General features: G+C 40.1%; 14 protein-coding genes. 9 read left to right on the top strand and 5 right to left on the bottom strand.

Going from position 1 to position 17,946, the window contains the following annotated elements:
- Window positions 1-55 precede the first annotated feature (55 nt).
- Window positions 56-2,833: a response regulator gene (locus N473_RS16605; protein WP_231099584.1), complete on the top strand. Its 2,778-nt coding sequence runs from the start codon at window positions 56-58 to the stop codon at window positions 2,831-2,833.
- 505 nt (window positions 2,834-3,338) lie between these two features.
- Window positions 3,339-3,533: a (2Fe-2S)-binding protein gene (locus N473_RS16610; RefSeq protein WP_023397915.1), complete on the top strand. Its 195-nt coding sequence runs from the start codon at window positions 3,339-3,341 to the stop codon at window positions 3,531-3,533.
- Window positions 3,534-3,588: 55 nt separating this feature from the next.
- Here N473_RS16610 and bfr (N473_RS16615) read toward each other — a convergent pair whose 3' ends face one another.
- Both bfr (N473_RS16615) and bfr (N473_RS16620) read right to left on the bottom strand, forming a co-directional pair.
- Window positions 3,589-4,053: a bacterioferritin gene (gene bfr, locus N473_RS16615; RefSeq protein WP_063368907.1), complete on the bottom strand. Its 465-nt coding sequence runs from the start codon at window positions 4,051-4,053 to the stop codon at window positions 3,589-3,591.
- Window positions 4,054-4,065: 12 nt separating this feature from the next.
- Complete coding sequence (gene bfr, locus N473_RS16620; RefSeq protein WP_063368908.1) at window positions 4,066-4,536, bottom strand: bacterioferritin; 471 nt, start codon at window positions 4,534-4,536, stop codon at window positions 4,066-4,068.
- A 297-nt stretch (window positions 4,537-4,833) separates the two neighbouring features.
- On the opposite strand from bfr (N473_RS16620), the gene N473_RS16625 reads away from it, so the two are divergent.
- The 6 genes from N473_RS16625 (at window position 4,834) to N473_RS16650 (ending at window position 11,509) form a co-directional block, all read left to right on the top strand.
- Entirely contained in the window at window positions 4,834-5,340 is a 507-nt protein-coding gene (locus tag N473_RS16625; RefSeq protein WP_063368909.1) for a hypothetical protein, read from the top strand.
- Between the two features lie 18 nt (window positions 5,341-5,358).
- Entirely contained in the window at window positions 5,359-5,967 is a 609-nt protein-coding gene (locus tag N473_RS16630) for a superoxide dismutase (protein WP_063368910.1), read from the top strand.
- A 187-nt stretch (window positions 5,968-6,154) separates the two neighbouring features.
- Window positions 6,155-6,940, top strand: a complete 786-nt coding sequence (locus N473_RS16635; RefSeq protein ID WP_063368911.1) for a substrate-binding periplasmic protein — start codon at window positions 6,155-6,157, stop codon at window positions 6,938-6,940.
- Between the two features lie 63 nt (window positions 6,941-7,003).
- Window positions 7,004-7,585, top strand: coding sequence for a thymidine kinase (locus N473_RS16640; protein ID WP_063368912.1), 582 nt, complete (start codon window positions 7,004-7,006; stop codon window positions 7,583-7,585).
- 52 nt (window positions 7,586-7,637) lie between these two features.
- Window positions 7,638-8,978, top strand: coding sequence for an ATP-binding protein (locus tag N473_RS16645; protein ID WP_063368913.1), 1,341 nt, complete (start codon window positions 7,638-7,640; stop codon window positions 8,976-8,978).
- Window positions 8,979-9,085: 107 nt separating this feature from the next.
- Window positions 9,086-11,509, top strand: a complete 2,424-nt coding sequence (locus N473_RS16650; protein WP_063368914.1) for a PAS domain S-box protein — start codon at window positions 9,086-9,088, stop codon at window positions 11,507-11,509.
- 27 nt (window positions 11,510-11,536) lie between these two features.
- Here N473_RS16650 and rlmF read toward each other — a convergent pair whose 3' ends face one another.
- Window positions 11,537-12,403 (bottom strand): 23S rRNA (adenine(1618)-N(6))-methyltransferase RlmF, encoded by an 867-nt coding sequence (gene rlmF, locus N473_RS16655; protein ID WP_063368915.1) that lies wholly within the window; start codon window positions 12,401-12,403, stop codon window positions 11,537-11,539.
- A gap of 121 nt (window positions 12,404-12,524) precedes the next feature.
- Between rlmF and N473_RS16660 the strand changes: the two genes are divergently transcribed.
- The gene (locus N473_RS16660; RefSeq protein WP_063368916.1) at window positions 12,525-13,430 is read left to right on the top strand and encodes an alpha/beta fold hydrolase; all 906 of its coding nucleotides are present in this window, start codon (window positions 12,525-12,527) and stop codon (window positions 13,428-13,430) included.
- Window positions 13,431-13,445: 15 nt separating this feature from the next.
- Here N473_RS16660 and N473_RS16665 read toward each other — a convergent pair whose 3' ends face one another.
- Together N473_RS16665 and N473_RS16670 are read right to left on the bottom strand one after the other, a co-directional pair.
- A complete protein-coding gene (locus tag N473_RS16665; protein WP_063368917.1) occupies window positions 13,446-14,885 on the bottom strand; it encodes a tetratricopeptide repeat-containing sulfotransferase family protein in 1,440 nt (479 codons plus the stop codon).
- Between the two features lie 89 nt (window positions 14,886-14,974).
- The gene (locus N473_RS16670; RefSeq protein WP_063368918.1) at window positions 14,975-17,596 is read right to left on the bottom strand and encodes a TonB-dependent receptor plug domain-containing protein; all 2,622 of its coding nucleotides are present in this window, start codon (window positions 17,594-17,596) and stop codon (window positions 14,975-14,977) included.
- Window positions 17,597-17,946: the final 350 nt, after the last annotated feature.

Consider the following 17,946-nt stretch of genomic DNA (forward strand, 5'->3'; position numbering starts at 1 on the left):
TGGCAAATAACCAGCTTTCCTTTATTTTTTAATAGAATATAAAGAGGAGCTGGTATTGCTGAATCAATTCGTTAAGTTACCCAAGGTAATTATTGCACTTTTTTTAGGAGTGGTTGGCGGGATCGCAAACCTGCTTCCTATTTGGTTTTTAGATAGCTCCGAGTTTTTGTTTGGGCAGCTGTTTGTCATTTTGTGCTTACTTGCTTTAGGCTGGCGTTATGCAATCATTGCGGTGGGTATTGGCGCACTGTTCCTGTTGTATCGATGGGGGCACTGCTGGGCTTCTCTTGTATTTCTATTCGAAATAGCGTGGCTGCAAATCTTTTGTATCCGTGCCAACAAACCGCTGTTTATTCGAGGACTTGGTTACTGGGTGCTCTTTGGTGTGCCCATTTTATTTATTGTTGGTAAGTTTGTGCTTGGGTTGACTTTACTGGTTATTTTCACCGCACTTGCCAAGTACCTGATTAATGCAGCGGTTTACCTTGCTATTGTTGATTTGATATCGCTTTTTTTGTTCAAACGAGTTTGGCAAGCAAAAGCTTTGTATCAAATTCTCAACTACATGATCAGTCAATTGATTATATTGGTGGTACTGATCACGACGATAGTGCTTACAAATAGCCATTACAAGCGGATTGAGTACGAAGTCACTGCCCAACTGCAAGACGCTTCTGGCAGTGCATTAAAGCAAATAGATGATTACCTCGAAAGCTATCGTAGAGCCATTATGGTGGCTGCGCAGGATATTCAATCAGGCGTTGAAAAGCAGCAAGTAATTAGACGGCTGGTCGAGACTTACCCTAACTTTAGAACAGCGATTGTGGCTGATCATAGCGCGATGGTCACACATTTTTATCCTAAAGCCTTAAAAGTGAGTTTAGTGGGAGAAGTGCCTTCGGTGGCTGATCGTGAATACTTTCTTCAAGCACCTTACTACCCTAACGGTTATGTGTCTGGAATTTTTCAAGGTAGAGGGTTTGGTAATGATCCTGTGGTGGCGGTATCTGCTCCGCTTTATGAAGAAGGGGAGTTCCAAGGCATTGTCGAGAGCTCACTCTACTTTGAGTCTTTTGAACAGTTTATTCCTAGGGTGCTGGCGCAAAAAGGGCATTTACTGATTGTTGATCACGAAAATAACATCGTTTATAGCTCTTTAAAATCTGATTTCAATATTTTAGATAACATTGCAGATAAGCAATTAGATGAACTCACAGAGACAACCGATCAAATCTATATCAGTAACAATCGAGATGTGTACTACAAGCAAAGTATGCAATCAGACATATTTCAGTGGCGTGTAATTAGCTTAATAGAGCGAAAACACGTTAACTTGGCGGTCGCTTCAGCGTGGATCCAGTCATTTATTTTGGCTTTGTTTATCATTGCCATCAGCAGCTTTTTAGTGAATAGAATGACGCGTGTTTTCACTAAACCCATTGTGGATTTAAGTCATAGTATAAACTCCTTTGACCCCAGCAAGAAACTGTCTGACGTCAATAATACGACAGATGGCAGTTGCTTAGAGGTGATTATTTTACAGCAGCAGTTTTCACAGTTGGCGTTTAAACTCTCGATGAGCTTCACTAAGTTAAATACAGCGAATGAAGAAAATGCACAGCTCAACCGTAAGCTACAAGATTTTAATAAAACGCTCGAGTTGGAAGTGCGGCAAAAAACCGAGGAATTGATCACTGCACTTGAAAGTGCCAATCGCGCAAGCTCCGCAAAAAGTCAGTTTTTGGCGAATATGAGCCATGAGATAAGGACACCGCTCAATGGCATTATTGGGATGTCTGAAGCGCTGATCCAGTCCGAGCAAGACGTTAAATCAAAAGAGCAGTTAGATATTATTTATCAGTCAGCCCATAAACTGTTACTCATTCTTAATGACATTTTGGATTACTCGAAAATTGAAGCGGGAGCCCTACATCTAGCGAAACAAGACACTGATATTAAAAAGTTTGTCAGGGATATTTCTACATCATTTGAACAATCAATCAAAAAGTCGAATGTCGAGTTTACCTATGTACTATCAGACACAGTCCCTGATGTACTTATCATCGATGACTTACGTGTCGGACAGGTGATTAATAATCTATTGAGTAATGCCGGTAAGTTTACAGAAGAAGGCTTTATTCGTTTTGAAGTGAGCTATCACAATGAGCGGCTTACTTGTAGCATCAAAGATACTGGTGTGGGTATTTCAGAGGCAGCGCAAAAAGATTTGTTTGACGAATTTACACAAGCGGATTTGTCTACAACACGCAAATATGGTGGCACAGGACTTGGTTTGACAATTTGCAAGCGCTTGGTCTCACTGATGGAAGGAAAGCTGACGTTTACCTCTCAAGAGTATCAGGGTAGCGAGTTTTCTGTCGTGATCCCTGCAAAACGAGGCGGGCGAATAGAACGGTCTGTTCAAGACCGCGTTGGTATTCCAAACTTAGACAGTGTGCGCTTATTATTGGTTGAAGATAATCCAATAAACCAGATAGTTGCAATGCAAATGCTGGCAAAAACGGGAGGGGAAATCGTCAAAGCGCAGGACGGCATAGAGGCACTAGATGCTTTAAGCGTTCAAAAATATGATGTGGTACTTATGGACTGTCAAATGCCGAATATGGATGGGTTTGAGTGCACACGCGCTATACGCTCTCAGCCCGATGAATACGGCACGCCATATATTATCGCGATCACTGCTAACGCGTTCAGTGAAGATAGGGCAAAGTGCCTGCAAGTCGGCATGGATGACTTTGTGGCTAAGCCCATTGAATCGTCTGAGCTCTATCAATGTTTGATTAAGTGGCAAGTACAACACTTGCAGAAATAGCTAGACTCTTAATTTTTATCGTTTTCAGAGTTCTGTTTTTTACATTTGGTTAATTCGTTATTTGTTTCAAAGCTTTAAATTCTTGTTTTTGGGAAGGAAATCAAAGGCTGTAATAATGGGGGCGTGTCAGTGATAAGTGGCAGACACGTATATTTTATATCGCTCATACAAGTCAGTGAAATAGTATCATCATTTCGCTTTCAATCTGTCCAACACATTACTTCGATGCACATGAAACAGTCTCGATCCTTTTATGAATTAAATAAACATGTGTATTTGAACACAGTAAATAGATAAAAATTAGGCTAGGCGCCATAGGTTGATTGAAATTTGCACTGTCATTTTACAGCTGGAGGCTTGAACCATTATAAAAAGTGAAATAAAACTCTTTATTGATCAATGCTATTAGTAACTATTCTCATTTTTATGCGTAAGTGAGTTGATAACTATTTTTGTTTAGATTAAACTTAACCTCAATTGATGTAATTGAGATTGGTTTTCATTCATGTATATTTGTATCTGCCACGGAATAACAGACAAAAAAATAGCGCAGACGATAGATGACGGTGCTCGTTCTATGAGAGATCTTAGCAAAGAGCTAGGTGTTGGCACTCAATGCGGTAAATGCTGTAATTGCACAAAAAAGATTTTGAATGAAAAGCTAATCGATATTGTTGATGTGACTGAACAAGTTGCATAAAGAATTGAATAACGAAAAAGGCGCTGAATTAAGCGCCTTTTTTAATGGAAGAAACTTACATTTGTGATTGTAAGTAGTTTTCTTGCCCCATTGTTTTTAGTAACTGTTGCTGAGTCTCAAGCCAATCAATTTGCTCTTCTTGCTCACTTTGAATATGGTCTAAAGCTTCGCGACTGATATAGTCTTGCTTCTCTTCACACAAAGCGATAGCGGCTTGTAAGTCTTTTAAAGAGACTTCTTCAAAAGCATGGTTGGCAGCAATCATTTCAGGTACGTTCTCACCAATGTTTAAACGACCTAGGTCTTGTAGGTTAGGTAGGCCTTCCAAAAACAAAATACGCTCGATAAGCCTGTCCGCATTTTTCATTTTTTGGATCGACACTTTATAGTCTGCTTTATCCAGCTTCATAAAGCCGAAGTCTTTAAACATGCGAGCATGTAAAAAATACTGATTGATACCTACAAGTTCGTTTGCTAAAACTTTATTGAGTGCGACAATAACTTCTCTATTACCTTTCATGTATCAGCCTTCCTATGCAAGTTGCGATTGTAGGTAGTTTTGAATACCGATCTTATCAATTAGACCAATTTGTTGTTCTAACCAATATACGTGGTCTTCTTCAGTATCAAAAAGTAGCTTTTGTAGTACAGCGCGTGATTGATAATCTTGCTCTTCTTCACATGCTTTGATTGCATCTTTAACACATGCGACCACTTCAAGTTCAAGTGTCAGGTCGTTTTCCATCATCGATTTGACGTCTTGACCAATTAATAAGTCGCGACGCTTGGTCATATTTGGTACGCCCTCTAGGAATAGAATGCGTTTAATTAGCCAATCTGCATGTGTTGTTTCTTCTTCCATCTCATGGTTCAAGCGCTCATACAATTTATCAAGACCCATGTCTTCGTACATACGAGAGTGGATGAAATACTGGTCAATTGCAGCAAGTTCATTTGCCAGTAGTGCATTAAATGCATCGATGATTTTTTGTTTACCCTTCATAGGATGTTCCTCAAACTCTGACTTTAGGGGCTATTCTATATATGAGAACTCATTTGTCAATAAAAACCCTTTAAAATCATAGGTTTAACAATTGATTCTTATTCTCATTATCGTTGTCTTTTATGCTTTTAACTGAGGTTGTTATTTAAGCAGTATTTATGTTTGGGTTTGATATGAATGGTATTAGATAAAATAACCACTCGTAAATTATGGTAATAATGCAAATAAAAACAATTTGCATTAAGGTGTTGGTTTTGTTTATAGTTGTCTGGTGTAAAGCAACCTAAGGGGAGCGTAATGGCCCTAATTGAGCAACCAGAAACTTCAGTTGATACTCCATTGGAGTACGCCCTTGCCCCGTGGCAATACGCTATTAAAACTGGCAACGATGCATTCCAGCACGGTAAATTTGATTCGGCCAGAGATAAATATCAAAGTGCTTTAAATCTGGCTGGTCATTTACTTGAACGCTTTTTAAAAAGCGAGGCAAGCGATGAGCAATTAACTGCAATTGAACATTGCTGTCCTGCACTGGTGGTCGCAGCTCATAATTTAGCTGATTGCTTTTTAGCATTGTCTAAGCCTGAGCGAGCTTGTCAACAGCTGATCGAAGTTCATACGGTGATCCTCAACTTAGTAGAAAACGCGTCTATTGAAATCGTTGAAATTGCTTGCCATCACTTACATAAAACGAGGCAGGAGTTAATTAATTTTGCGTCCTGCCATCCTCACCTTCCTGAGTTAATTGAACAAGTTAACATAGCAATGGAAGGTGGTTTTAACCGTCCACATATCGTCCATTAAAGTAAATGAGGAAAAATCATGGCTTTTACATTGCCACAACTACCGTACGCATATGACGCTCTAGAGCCACATATTGATACAAGAACAATGGAAATCCACCATACACTGCACCATCAGACTTATGTTAATAAAGCCAATGCAGCTTTAGAAGGCACTGAGTTCGCTGAGCGTGGTGTTGAAGATCTGCTTGTTAACATTGAATCTCTGCCTGAAAACCTACAAGGTGCAGTGAGAGACCATGTTGGTGGTCATCATAATCACAGTTTATTCTGGACCATTATGTCTCCAGATGGTGGTGACTTGCACGAAGGGGAACTTTCTAAAGCAATTTCAGATACATTTGGTAGTTTTGATGTGTTCAAAGAGCAGTTTACCGCTGCGGCAGTCAGTCGTTTTGGTAGTGGTTGGGCTTGGTTAGTTGTTGATGCTGACGGCGAGCTAAAAGTAACAAGCTCTTTAAATCAAGATAGTCCGCTTATGAGTAACCAGACTCCAATTTTAGGTCTAGATGTTTGGGAGCACGCTTATTATCTTAAATATCAAAACCGCCGTCCAGAATACATTGCTGCATTTTATAATGTAATTAACTGGGCTGAAGTTGAGAAGCGTTACCTAGACGCTAAATAACCCAAGCGATTTTTTCAGTGCCTGGTATAAGCTACATACAAGGCACTTTTTTATTTGTTTATCCAGACACCTAAAGATATCAACAAATCGTTTTATTAAACGACATACAGAACAGGGTAAGCTATAGTATTAAAAGCATCAGGCATGCAACTGCAATGCTTAAACCTTAAAATGAGCTGTGAGCTATATGCGTCTGTTAGCGCTTTTAATTGTATTATTGTGGTCTTCATCATCATATGCTACAACCTTTATCACTTTGTGCTACGAAGACAAAAATATCCCCCCCTTTTTTCTTGGTAGTGGGTTTGAGGTACCGAGTCATCGACCAGGTGCCACGATAGAGATTTTACGAGGGCTTGAAAGCAAAGTTAAAAATGTGCGTTTTAACTTTGTGCGCAAACCTTGGCGAAGGTGCTTAAATGATATCCAAAAAAATAAAGTAGATGCTGTCGTCGCTTCGTATCGCTCTGAAAGAGCATCCTTTCTCAATTTTCCGAAAAATGCCCAAGGTGACGTTGACGAAAGTCTCGCTATAAGTATGTTGGGAACGTGCTTGGTCGGGCAGCAAGGTCTTGGTCAAGACGTGGCGAATAATAACTATCCGATCAGTTTGGCTGTGCCTCGCGGGTATGCTGTTTTACATGCTTTGCATCAGGATTTGTATCGTGTCATTCAAACTGATTCACAAGATGATGCTTATCAGCTAGTGCTCAAAGGATTAGTTGATGGGGCGTTAGGGTTATGCCAAGTTTATAACGAGCAAGTGTCTGGCTTTCCATATAGCGATGTACTTGAACCTATATTCCCTCCTATTGATATTAGTTATGGATATTTGGCTTTGTCGAAGGCGTTTTTACTGCAAAGTCCTGATGTTGCCCAGACACTTTGGCAAGAGTTAGGAGTAATGCCATTACATGAGTACTATTTAGATTATGTCAACAACCCGGTTAATCATAAAATTCCAAGATATTGATTATGGTCAGAATAGGTAAGTTTCTGTAGACTTACGTACACTCGAAACTTTCATTTTACACCTATGGCACAACTTTATTTCTATTACTCAGCAATGAATGCGGGTAAATCTACGACTTTATTGCAATCGGCATTTAATTACCGTGAGCGAGGCATGACGCCTTTTATTCTAACGGCTGCCATAGACAATCGTTCAGGTGTTGGCAAAGTTGCATCTCGAATTGGTTTAGAAGCTGATGCTAGTACATTTGAGCCGACGACGAATGTATTTGAGCTTGTAAATAATGAACACCAAACGCAAAAATTAGATTGTATTTTGGTGGACGAAAGCCAGTTTTTATCTAAAGAGCAAGTTTCTGAATTAACCGATGTTGTTGACTCTTTAGGTATCCCAGTACTGTGTTATGGGTTGAGAACAGATTTTAGAGGTGAGTTATTTGAAGGGGCTCAATATCTATTGGCTTGGGCAGATAAGCTAATAGAACTAAAAACAGTATGTCACTGTGGTCGAAAGGCGAACCATGTATTGCGTTTAGATGAGCACGGTAATGCTATTGCTGACGGCGATCAGGTCGAAATTGGCGGTAATGATCGCTACGTCTCGGTTTGTAGAAAGCATTATAAAACAGAACTTAATAGGTTGTAATTTTAACTTTTTTTGCCATGCTTAAGGCTATCAATACAGACAATTGGTAGCCATGCCTAACTCAACTTTTTCTTTTCTTGCAAGCGAGTCTGCGCAAACAACTCAGACATCTCAGCTTCCTCCATGGAAAGTACTCGTCGTCGACGATGAACCTGAAATACATGATGTGACGATCATGGCTTTATCAAAATTTACCTACGAAGGCAGAGAGCTGTCATTTTTACATGCATACTCTAAAGCTGAAGCAATGAAGCATATGCAATCTGATCCTGAAATATGTGTTGTTCTACTCGATGTAATTATGGAAACAGACAACGCGGGCCTTGAATGTGTTCGCCAAATTAGGCAAGAGCTTAATAATCATGATGTGCGCATTATTTTGAGAACAGGGCAACCTAGTACGATTCCAGAGCACGAAGTGATGCTCAAATATGATATTAATGACTACAAAAATAAAGTAGATCTGACAAAGTCCCGTTTATATATCACGATGACAAGCGCCTTGCGGGCTTTTCGTGATATCAAAAAGCAATCAGACCTAGCGCGTGAATTAAAGGAGCTAAATGAAACTCTAGAAGATAAGGTAGAGAAACGAACGGCTGAACTGCTTGCGTCTAACCGCTCTCTTAGAGAAGCGAAAGATAAGATTATTAGGCAGCAGGCAACATTAGTACAATCTGAAAAAATGGCGTCTGTAGGCTATTTAGCCGCAGGTATGGCTCACGAGATCAATAACCCACTTGGGGCATTGAAATGTAACTTTGCGGTTTTAAAGGATTACATTGATTCTTTATTCGAAAAAGTTGAGGGCTTTGGAGAAAATCAGCTAGCCAGTGACTTTACTGATATAGGTGAGTTGCTCGAAGACAATGCAATTGATTTAAATAGAATTGAACGCATAGTTGCGGCGCTGTCGGTGTTTAATGGTGTATCTGATGAACAACCTAGGGAATATGATTTAAATGAGATACTCACGACGTTTTGTAGTGAGATAACCGACCAAAAGATATATGAAAGCCCACATGATAAAAGTGTTCAGATTATGTGTTGTAGAGAGCAGCTGCTGAAAGTTTTTGAAGCTTTATACCTCAACGCAAAAGAATCGGGTTCGGAGATAAGTGATGTCAAAATAACAGCCAGCAAAAGTGCAGGGGTTGTACGTATTGTGTTCGAAGACACAGGCTGCGGGATCGAGCCAGATAAATTAACACGAATATTTGACCCTTTTTACACCACTAAGCCTGTTGGCGCCAATGTTGGCTTGGGTCTGACGATTGCCTTAATGATGGCTAAAAACCAAGGAGGGGATATTATTGTGGCGTCAAAGCTTGGTATTGGCAGCCAGTTTGAAATTCAACTTCCTGCCGCTGAAGTTGATGAGTCTTTTGACTAAGTGTTGGGGAATAAGCACAATCTGCTTAATTTAAATAGTCAGGGTTTTCTCCTATATTTATTCCAATTGGTGAAATAATTTTAGACTGAAGCGCATATGGAGCTGCTATGTCTCGGACAAGATGTGCAAATTTAGAGAATGAACTGAAAAGATTACGATCTGAGCTTGAGCAAGTTACCTTTGAACGAGATAAATACAAAAAGCTATTCGATGTGTCCGGTGATGCGCTTTCTATTGTTGATCTTCAGTCTGGGACATTCGTTGAGTGCAATACTGCGGCGATTGAAATGCATGGGATCAATAGTAAGGAAGCGTTTTTGCAACTGACTCCTGCTGACATCTCACCAAAACATCAGCCATGCGGTCAATCATCTGAACAGTTAGCGAAACAATATATTAAGAAAACGCAGAAAGAGGGAGCTCAGCTATTCCAATGGACCCATTGCCGCCCCGATGGTTCGACTTTTCCTTGTTTAGTGTCTTTGACATCCGTGCAATTTCACGGTGAGGAACTTATTCTCGCGATCGGAAGAGACATCACAGAAATAGTGCATGCCCAACAAAAGCTTGATGAAGCGCATTCGGATATTAAGCACTATCAGAAGGCATATCAGAGAGAGAAAGAAAAATTTGAGCACTTTGTTAATTTGGCACCCGTCGGCATTGCCATTAATTTTATGCAAGATGGCAGCTTTGATTATGTCAATCAGGAGTTCGGTAACATTACGGGGTATTCTGTCGAAGAGCTGAATCAAATGGACTATTGGCAATTGACGCCGAAAAAATATGAACAGCAGGAGTATAAACAGCTTGAAGACTTGAAAATGAGAGGGCGATATGGGCCTTATGCAAAGGAGTATATTCATAAATCTGGCAAGGTATTTCCAGTCTTATTATCAGGTATCAAAATTACAGATAGCGATGAAATAGATTTTATCTGGTCTGTGGTTCAAGACACTACGCGCCAAAAGGAAGTCGAAGCACAAATTCAGAAAGCGAAAGATGAAGCCGATTCTTTTGCTATTAGGATGCAGCTTGCGAATGACTCAGCTGAGATTGGCGTTTGGGAATGGGATTTAATTTCCAATGAGCTTATTTGGGATGATTGGATGTTTAAGCTATATGGTGTAACGGCAGGGCAGTTTTCTGGTGTGTATGAAGCTTGGGAAAATAGTGTACACCCTGATGATCTCGAATTTGTACGTTCTAAACTGGCTTCAGCTGTACAAGGTGAAGGCGTTTATGAGCCGGAGTTTAGAGTTGTGCACCCAAATGGTGATATAAGGACTATGAAAGCCAGTGCCGAAATCATTAAAGATAAATCGGGTGTGCCAATTAAAGTCATTGGTGTAAATTATGATGTAACAGACAAGGTTGCCGTTATTGAGAAACTTGCTGCAGCTAAGCTAGCTGCAGAAAATTCAGTGAAAGCTAAAAGCGATTTTTTGGCAAACATGAGTCATGAAATCCGAACACCTATGAACGCTATTTTAGGTGGGCTTCAATTACTGCAAAGTGCCGAGTTGGACTCAGACAATAGAAAGACGCTGGCTAACGCCGCTTTTTCAGCTCAAAGTTTGCTCACAATTATCAATGATATTTTGGATTACTCAAAAATCGAATCCAATAAACTTGAGCTTGAAAGTGCGCCCATTTCATTTGTGGATATATTGGATTCTGTAAAATACGATTTAGATACATTGGTCAGTAAGAAGGGGCTCGAGTTTGCCATCATTATTGATAAGCAATTTAAGGACAAGTGGCTTGGGGATTTGGTTAGAATCAAACAGATATTACTCAACCTTGCTTCAAATGCTGTAAAGTTTACGGAGAGTGGGGCTGTAAACATACACTTAGCTGAAACGGTACTGAATGAAAAACCAGCTGTGGTTGTTGAGGTTTGTGATACTGGTATTGGTATGAGCGCGGAGGCTCAAAATTGTATCTTTGATCGCTTTGCGCAAGCGGATACGTCAACAACCAGAAAGTATGGCGGTACAGGGCTTGGTATGTCTATTACAGCGAGTTTAGTTAAACTTATGCAAGGTAGTATTGAACTCAGCAGCGAGCAAGGAAAAGGCACACATATCCGCGTTATCTTACCAATTGATAAAAATACTCAAGCGTCAAGAACCCCCCCTAATAAATCATTATCTCCCCCAGATTTAGCAGGGAAAAAAATACTCATTGCAGAAGATAACAAAATAAATCAGATGCTTGTTGAAATGATGTTAAAAGATACACAAGCAGAATTAATGGTGGTTGAAAACGGCATATTGGCGGTTGATGCTTGTCGCTCTAGTCAATTCGACTTGGTTTTAATGGACATTCATATGCCTGAAATGGATGGCATTGAAGCACAGCAAGTAATAAATGCACACCAGCCTAACTTACCCGTAATCGCCCTTACCGCTAACGTCATGCCGAGTGATGTCCGACGGTATTTGTCTCAAGGGTTTGTTTCTCATATCGGCAAGCCAATTGATATGCGAGCGTTGTTTGGTGTTTTAAATAAAATTTGCTCGAGATGATAGGGAGATGAAAAGTGGGGCAGTTAATTAAAACTGCCATGCAATAAAGCGGCTTTGTTTGTTACCCTGAAGCATTTTTATGATTTTATGACGTTTGACATGGTGTTGTTTTAAACACTTTGTTAGCGCAGGTAAATTATCTTTTTTAGACACTAAACTCGTGAACCAGCCTACTTGTTTACCAAACTGCGCGCTCTCTTTTATCATATTCGTTATGAATGATAGCTCGCCGCCTTTACACCAAAGCTCTGGTGCATGACCGCCAAAATTGAGTTGTTTGGCTGTTTTGCTGATACCTAGGTTTTTCCACTTTCTTTGGGTACCTTGCTGCGCTTCTAGTTCACTAGCATGAAATGGGGGGTTACACATTGTGATATCGAAATAGCTGTCTTTTGTGATGATACCTTTAAATATCGCATTGCTATCGGTTTGTTGCTTTACTTTTACTGGAAGCTTGTTTGCTTTTGCTATATTGTCAGCCACTTTCACCGCTATAGGGTTTATATCACTGCCAACAAATTGCCATTTATACTCTGCACTGCCAAGTATTGGGTAAATGAGATTGGCGCCTGTTCCGATATCCAAGCACTTTATTTTTTTTCCTGTAGGAATGATACCGTCATGGTCATCTGCGAGCAAATCGGCTAGAGCATGGATATAGTCTGCCCTTCCAGGAATAGGTGGACATAAAAACTGTTGCGGCAGATCCCAAAATTTAATCCCGTAATGCCTAAACAACAAAGCTTTATTAAGTAATAGCACTGCACGAGCATCAGAGAAGTCAATGGTACTTTGATTATTTGGTTTGTTGATTATGAATTGAGTCAATTCCGGGGTGGCCTCTGATAAGTCTGACAGATCATAGCCGTTAGCATGTTTGTTTCTAGGGTGCATGATTGAAAATGTATATCACAAAATTACTGCCTGAAATTATACCTTATTTTCAATGTCTCCACTAATGGGTTTACTTTTAAATATACCTACTGGTACGATGAGTAAAAAGTGTGGATATATCATGATAAAACAAGAATCAATACAAGTACCTTTATCACAGGGCAATGCGTCATTACACCTTAGATATATTCATAACCCAGACAAACAAGGGCCTATTGTTTTATGTCTTCATGGTGCAATTGAAAATGGTAAAATTTTCTACACCCACTCAAACAAAGGTTTTGCGCCATATTTAGCAAAGCAGGGGTATAGATGTTTTGTTTTGGATTTACGGGGACGAGGTGATAGCGAGCCTACGATAGACAAAAATCATGATTATGGACAAACAGAATCCATCTTAGAGGATATGCCAACAGCATTAGATTTTATCTCTTCACGATTAGGTCAAAAGCCTGAATATTGGGTTGCGCACTCTTGGGGTGGGGTGATTATGAATAGTGTGTTTGCCCGCTTTCCCAGTGAAATTGAGCATGTGCGTGCATGTGCCTACTTTGGTTCTAAACGAAGTTTATATAACAACCATCCAGAGAAGTTATTAAAAGCCAATATACTATGGTATTGGTTGGCTTACTATTATACCAAAAAGTATGGTTTTTTACCTGCAAAAAAACTGCGATGGGGATCTGATAGTGAGACCGCTAAATCACATAGGCAAAGTGCGCAGTGGGCTCAGATAAGCCCTTGGATTGATAGTGACGATGCCTTTGATTATGGTGCTGCTTTAGAGAACATCACATTACCGCCAACGCTGCATATTGCAGGCGTGAGTGACAAAGCGTTGGCTCAGCCGATCGACATTACAATGTTTATGAAGGAGTCAGGTATTGGGATCCAAGAACTCAAAATTTATGGCAAGAAATATGGCCATAAACATAATTACGGTCATATTGATATGTTAACTCACCCCCATGCCATCAACGACCAGTTTCAAGATGTACTATATTGGTTTGACCATTATAAGGGGTGAGGTAAGCCTTTGTTGTTACGTTGGTTTACCTAATTCTTTTTCAATGTGAGCTTCAAAAATTTGCCATCGACTCAAAGAACGGGTGTGAATAGGCTGCCTGACTTGAGTTTTACTTAACGTCGATACCTTTGCTCGGCTTTTATAAAACTCCATACACTCTGGTTCATATTTTAAATAGATAAAATTAAGAATTTTTTGAATGGTGCGCTCAGGTTCTTCAATTAACTTTTCGTAGCTTACCTCATATATATTTCTTTTTATTCGGGTTGCAAAATGAGACATCACCTGTTGTTCAATATCTGCATAGAGTTCAAATTCAGTGAGCGAGCAGAAATAAGGTTCATTCTCAGCGAAATGGTTACTATAGACAGACCATGCATTGGCTTTAAATTCACGCGTTAAATGTATTACTCGGGCATTAGGAAATAATTTGTATATTAAGCCAACATTTTGAAAGTTAGAGGGTAATTTATTGATCACGGCTTCTTCTTGCACGCGATGTTTTTTTATTTCATCAACATAGACGCTGCGACAGTAGTCCAACATTGATGTTGAGGGGTCATAGATACATTCAGGGAAATTACGCTCCGTACGCATTTCAAGGTAAGGGACGATTTTGTCACTCAGCACAATGCTCTCGCCAATGGTTCCAACCTGAGAGTGTTGAGTAAGGATCTGCTCTAATAGAGTAGAGCCGGTTCTTGGCAAGCCAACAATGAACACGGGAGTAAAGGTTGACTTGACCTTATCAATTGGTTTTGAGAAGAAATCATCATCGCAGGTATCCAGTAAACGGCTGAAAAAAGGCAACATATCAGCGGTTCTAAATGTACATTGAGTGAGCTGCAATTCGTTGGCTTTTTTATAATACTCGAATGCTTCTTTGTTCTCGCCAAGTGCTTGATGGGCTGTTGCATAGGCATGGTATGCAACAATATGAAATGTGGGATGCTCGAATTTATTCTCAAACTCTTTAAGGCGCTCTATTAAAACCGGAATTTCGTCCGGGCGCGCAAGTTGCATGAGTTCAAAAATCATGAACACCGAAACACCAGAAGCAGGGCAGTCTAGCCCTTTTTTAAACACTTGATAGGCATTATCTATAAACCCATGGTCTAAATAGAATTGCCCAAGGTGGTAATGGATTTGTGCATTATGTCGTGCAACGCTAAGCGCGTATTCAAGCACGGTTTTTGCATCGACTGGAGACCCTACCGCGATAAAAGCATCGGCTAATGCATAGAGGGGATCAAGCATTTTAGGCAGGTGTTCACATGCCCTTTTAAGATAATATATGGCATTATCATATTGCTCTAAGCGCATACATATTCTGCCAAGTCCGAATAGGGCTTTGCCATTTTTTGGGTTTTGTTTAAGCACTTGCTTAAACATAAATTCAGCTTCTCTAAGCCTATTTTCTAACAGTAATTCAGTTGCACGGTCTAAAAGTAACATGTTCTTAAGCAGTTTATTTTAATGATAAAAATAAAAAGAGGAAATAGCCATCGCTAATTCCTCTTTTGCTTCTGGGTTACAGATAAAGTTTAGAACGTATAAGTTGCTTTAACATAGTAGAAACCACCATTAATACCAAATGGAGAGGTTTCGTAATATACACCCCCCCAAGTATTTGAAGGCGTCAGTTCAGTAGCACCATCTTCAAGAAAGTCTATGACTTTCTCTGCATCTTGGTCAAAGATGTTATTTGCACCTACTGTTAAGCTGATATTCTCTGTCGCGTAGTACGTTAACTCGGCATCAAAAGTAAAGTTCGGGTCTGCCATGATTGCTGTTGCATCATAGTCAACGTGAACACCTTGATATTCACCAAAGTAGTTGTAGCGAATAAAGCCAGAGAAATCTTCCCATTGTTGTGTCCACGTATAAGTGGCGCGATGTTGTGGTAAGTCATTCTCTAGGCGTTTAACCTTGAAAGCGCCAGTAATGTCAGAAAACTTATCGACTTCAGTTTCATTCCAGTTATATGCCATGCTGAAAGTTGCAAAACCACCTAACAGGTCCATAGAGTAGTTAGCGACAACATCGACACCTTGTGTTGTGGTATCAAAGTCATTAGTAAAGAAAGATACCTGAGCTATACTGTCAACGTTTGGCACACCGTCAGCTTTTAATGCTTCTTTTTGTGCAGGTGTTAAGTTAATTTTTTCAGATTGACTGAGTCTGTCTTCAACTTGGATGTTGTAGTAATCGATGGTTAGGAACAAGTCGCCCGTTTGATATACAAAACCCAATGTGTAACTTTCAGATTCTTCAGGTTGTAGCTCAGTACCACCAAGAATTTCCGAAACCGGGTTTGTTGGTGGAAGAAGGGCTGAGTCGACTAATACGCCGCTGCTCAGGTTTGTTTGAACGTTACTAACATTTGCCTGACCCACTGTCGGCGCACGGAAACCTGTGCTAACAGAGCCTCGAACTGACAAATCATCTGTCAGTTGATATTGACCCATAATTTTGAAGTTGGTTGTCGATCCGAATGAGTCATAATCCTCATATCTTAGCGCCCATCCCATTAAGAAGTCGTCTGTGAAAGGCGTTTCAACGTCAACATATGCAGCATAGTTACGTCTAGCAAACTCGCCTGCCGCAGCTGGTTGGAAACCTGGGAAACCGTTCGAACCGATACCAAAGCCTTGTTGTGTAAGTGGGCCTGCAATGAAAGAAGCTTCATCACCTGCAATAACTTCAAAGGTTTCTTCATGCCATTCAAGGCCTGCTGCGACATTTACTTCATAAGCTAGGTCAAAGTCGAAGCCTTTTGATACATCCAAATTAAAGTTTTTCTCTAACTGAATATATTTACCTGGGCTAAACTCCATCGGTGTTTCAGCACCTAGTGAAGCATTCACCGTATTGGTGATAAAGTAACGAGATTCATTTCGTCCGACAGAGCCACTGACATCATAGAAGCCGCCTTCCATAAAGCCTTCAGTAAACTCACCTTTTGTGCCGATGGTCAGTGATGTATCCGTGATGTTGCCGCCAAAGTTAGGTGTAAAGCCGCCTGGCAGAATCTCATTGAATGCAAAACAATTTCTACCTAGCTCTGTGTCTGCTGCAATTTGCTGGTATGCGACGATGTTTGCAACATTATGTATGCGGTTACCATCTGCATCTTTAAGGCTTACGGTTGGACAACCAATGCCTGTACCAACGCCATCTAGGTCAGCAACTAATAAGGTATCGCCGCCATCATTAGAGTAGACTTGCGGACGGGTTTGAGGGTTACGATAATAGAATCCACCTTTTACATCACGTTCTGAATAGTTACCAAACATATAAAATTCAGAGCTATTACTTAATTCAAGTCCAACATTACCAAACAGGGTAATATCGTCTTTTATCTCTGGTGCACCCCAAATCTGTGCTGGATCTCTCACACCTTCTACGTTGGCATTTATATAGGCTTGTGCATCTGGTCTTTGAACGCTTCGACTCGTAGCGTCTGCTTCTTTATATTGAAAGCTTAAATTTACAAAGCCTTGATCAGTGAATGGTAGGCCAACGTTACCTTCAAATGTTGTTGTATCACCATCCCCTTCATAATACTCGCCCTGTTTAACAGAAAAACTGCCGCCTTCTGAAGCATCTTTAAGTACAAAGTTCAAAACACCTGCTATTGCATCAGAGCCATATTGTGCAGCAGCACCATCACGAAGCACTTCGACCTGCTTCAGGGCGACGCTTGGGATAACAGAAATATCTGGTCCTTGTGCACCATCATTGATACCACCACCTAAAAATGCAATAACAGAAGAGCGGTGACGACGTTTTCCGTTAAGTAGAATTAATGTCGAATCAGCAGGCAAGCCGCGTAAGTTAGCAGGTCTCACAAGACTTGCAGCATCACTGATCGGGTTTGCATGGACATTGAGCGAAGGTACTGATCCTTTAAGAAGCTCAAGCATGTCATCGCCACCAGCCTTACTTAATTCATCACCACCAATAATATCAATCGGTACCGGTGACTCTCCAATTGACCTTGGTGCTGCCCTCGAACCAACCACGGCGATCTTTTCTATATCTTTATTGGCGCCTTCTTCTCTGGCATCCGCTTGAACACCAAATGCTAAAAGCGCGGTTGTTGCTGCAGTCGTAGAAATAGCATACTGAATAGCCTTTCTTAGCTTGCATCTCTGTAGTTTCATCCTGTTTCCCCAGTTTTTCTAAATTTTTTGTATACTAAATTGCAATATGCAATATTGTGTTTTCACATAGTTTTAATCAACCAATTAACACGTGTATAAATGTAGCATTCAATTTGTTAAGTTCAATCTTTTGTTTGATTTAATTGTATTTATTTTTAAATAAAACGTTTTTTTAGACGTTTCATGATGGTTTTAACTGTTTTTTGTTAATATAAAAGGTACTGGGATGGATTGTTAATTGCAAGGGAGCGCTATTTTAAATTGGTTTTGTTGATAATTTTAGGATTGTTTAAACCATTTATTTAACACTGTGGCATTTATTATTTTGTGTGAGTGCGATCGAGGTTTAA

Origin of the sequence: Pseudoalteromonas luteoviolacea CPMOR-1, assembly GCF_001625685.1 — a bacterium.
GTDB classification, from domain to species: domain Bacteria; phylum Pseudomonadota; class Gammaproteobacteria; order Enterobacterales; family Alteromonadaceae; genus Pseudoalteromonas; species Pseudoalteromonas luteoviolacea_K.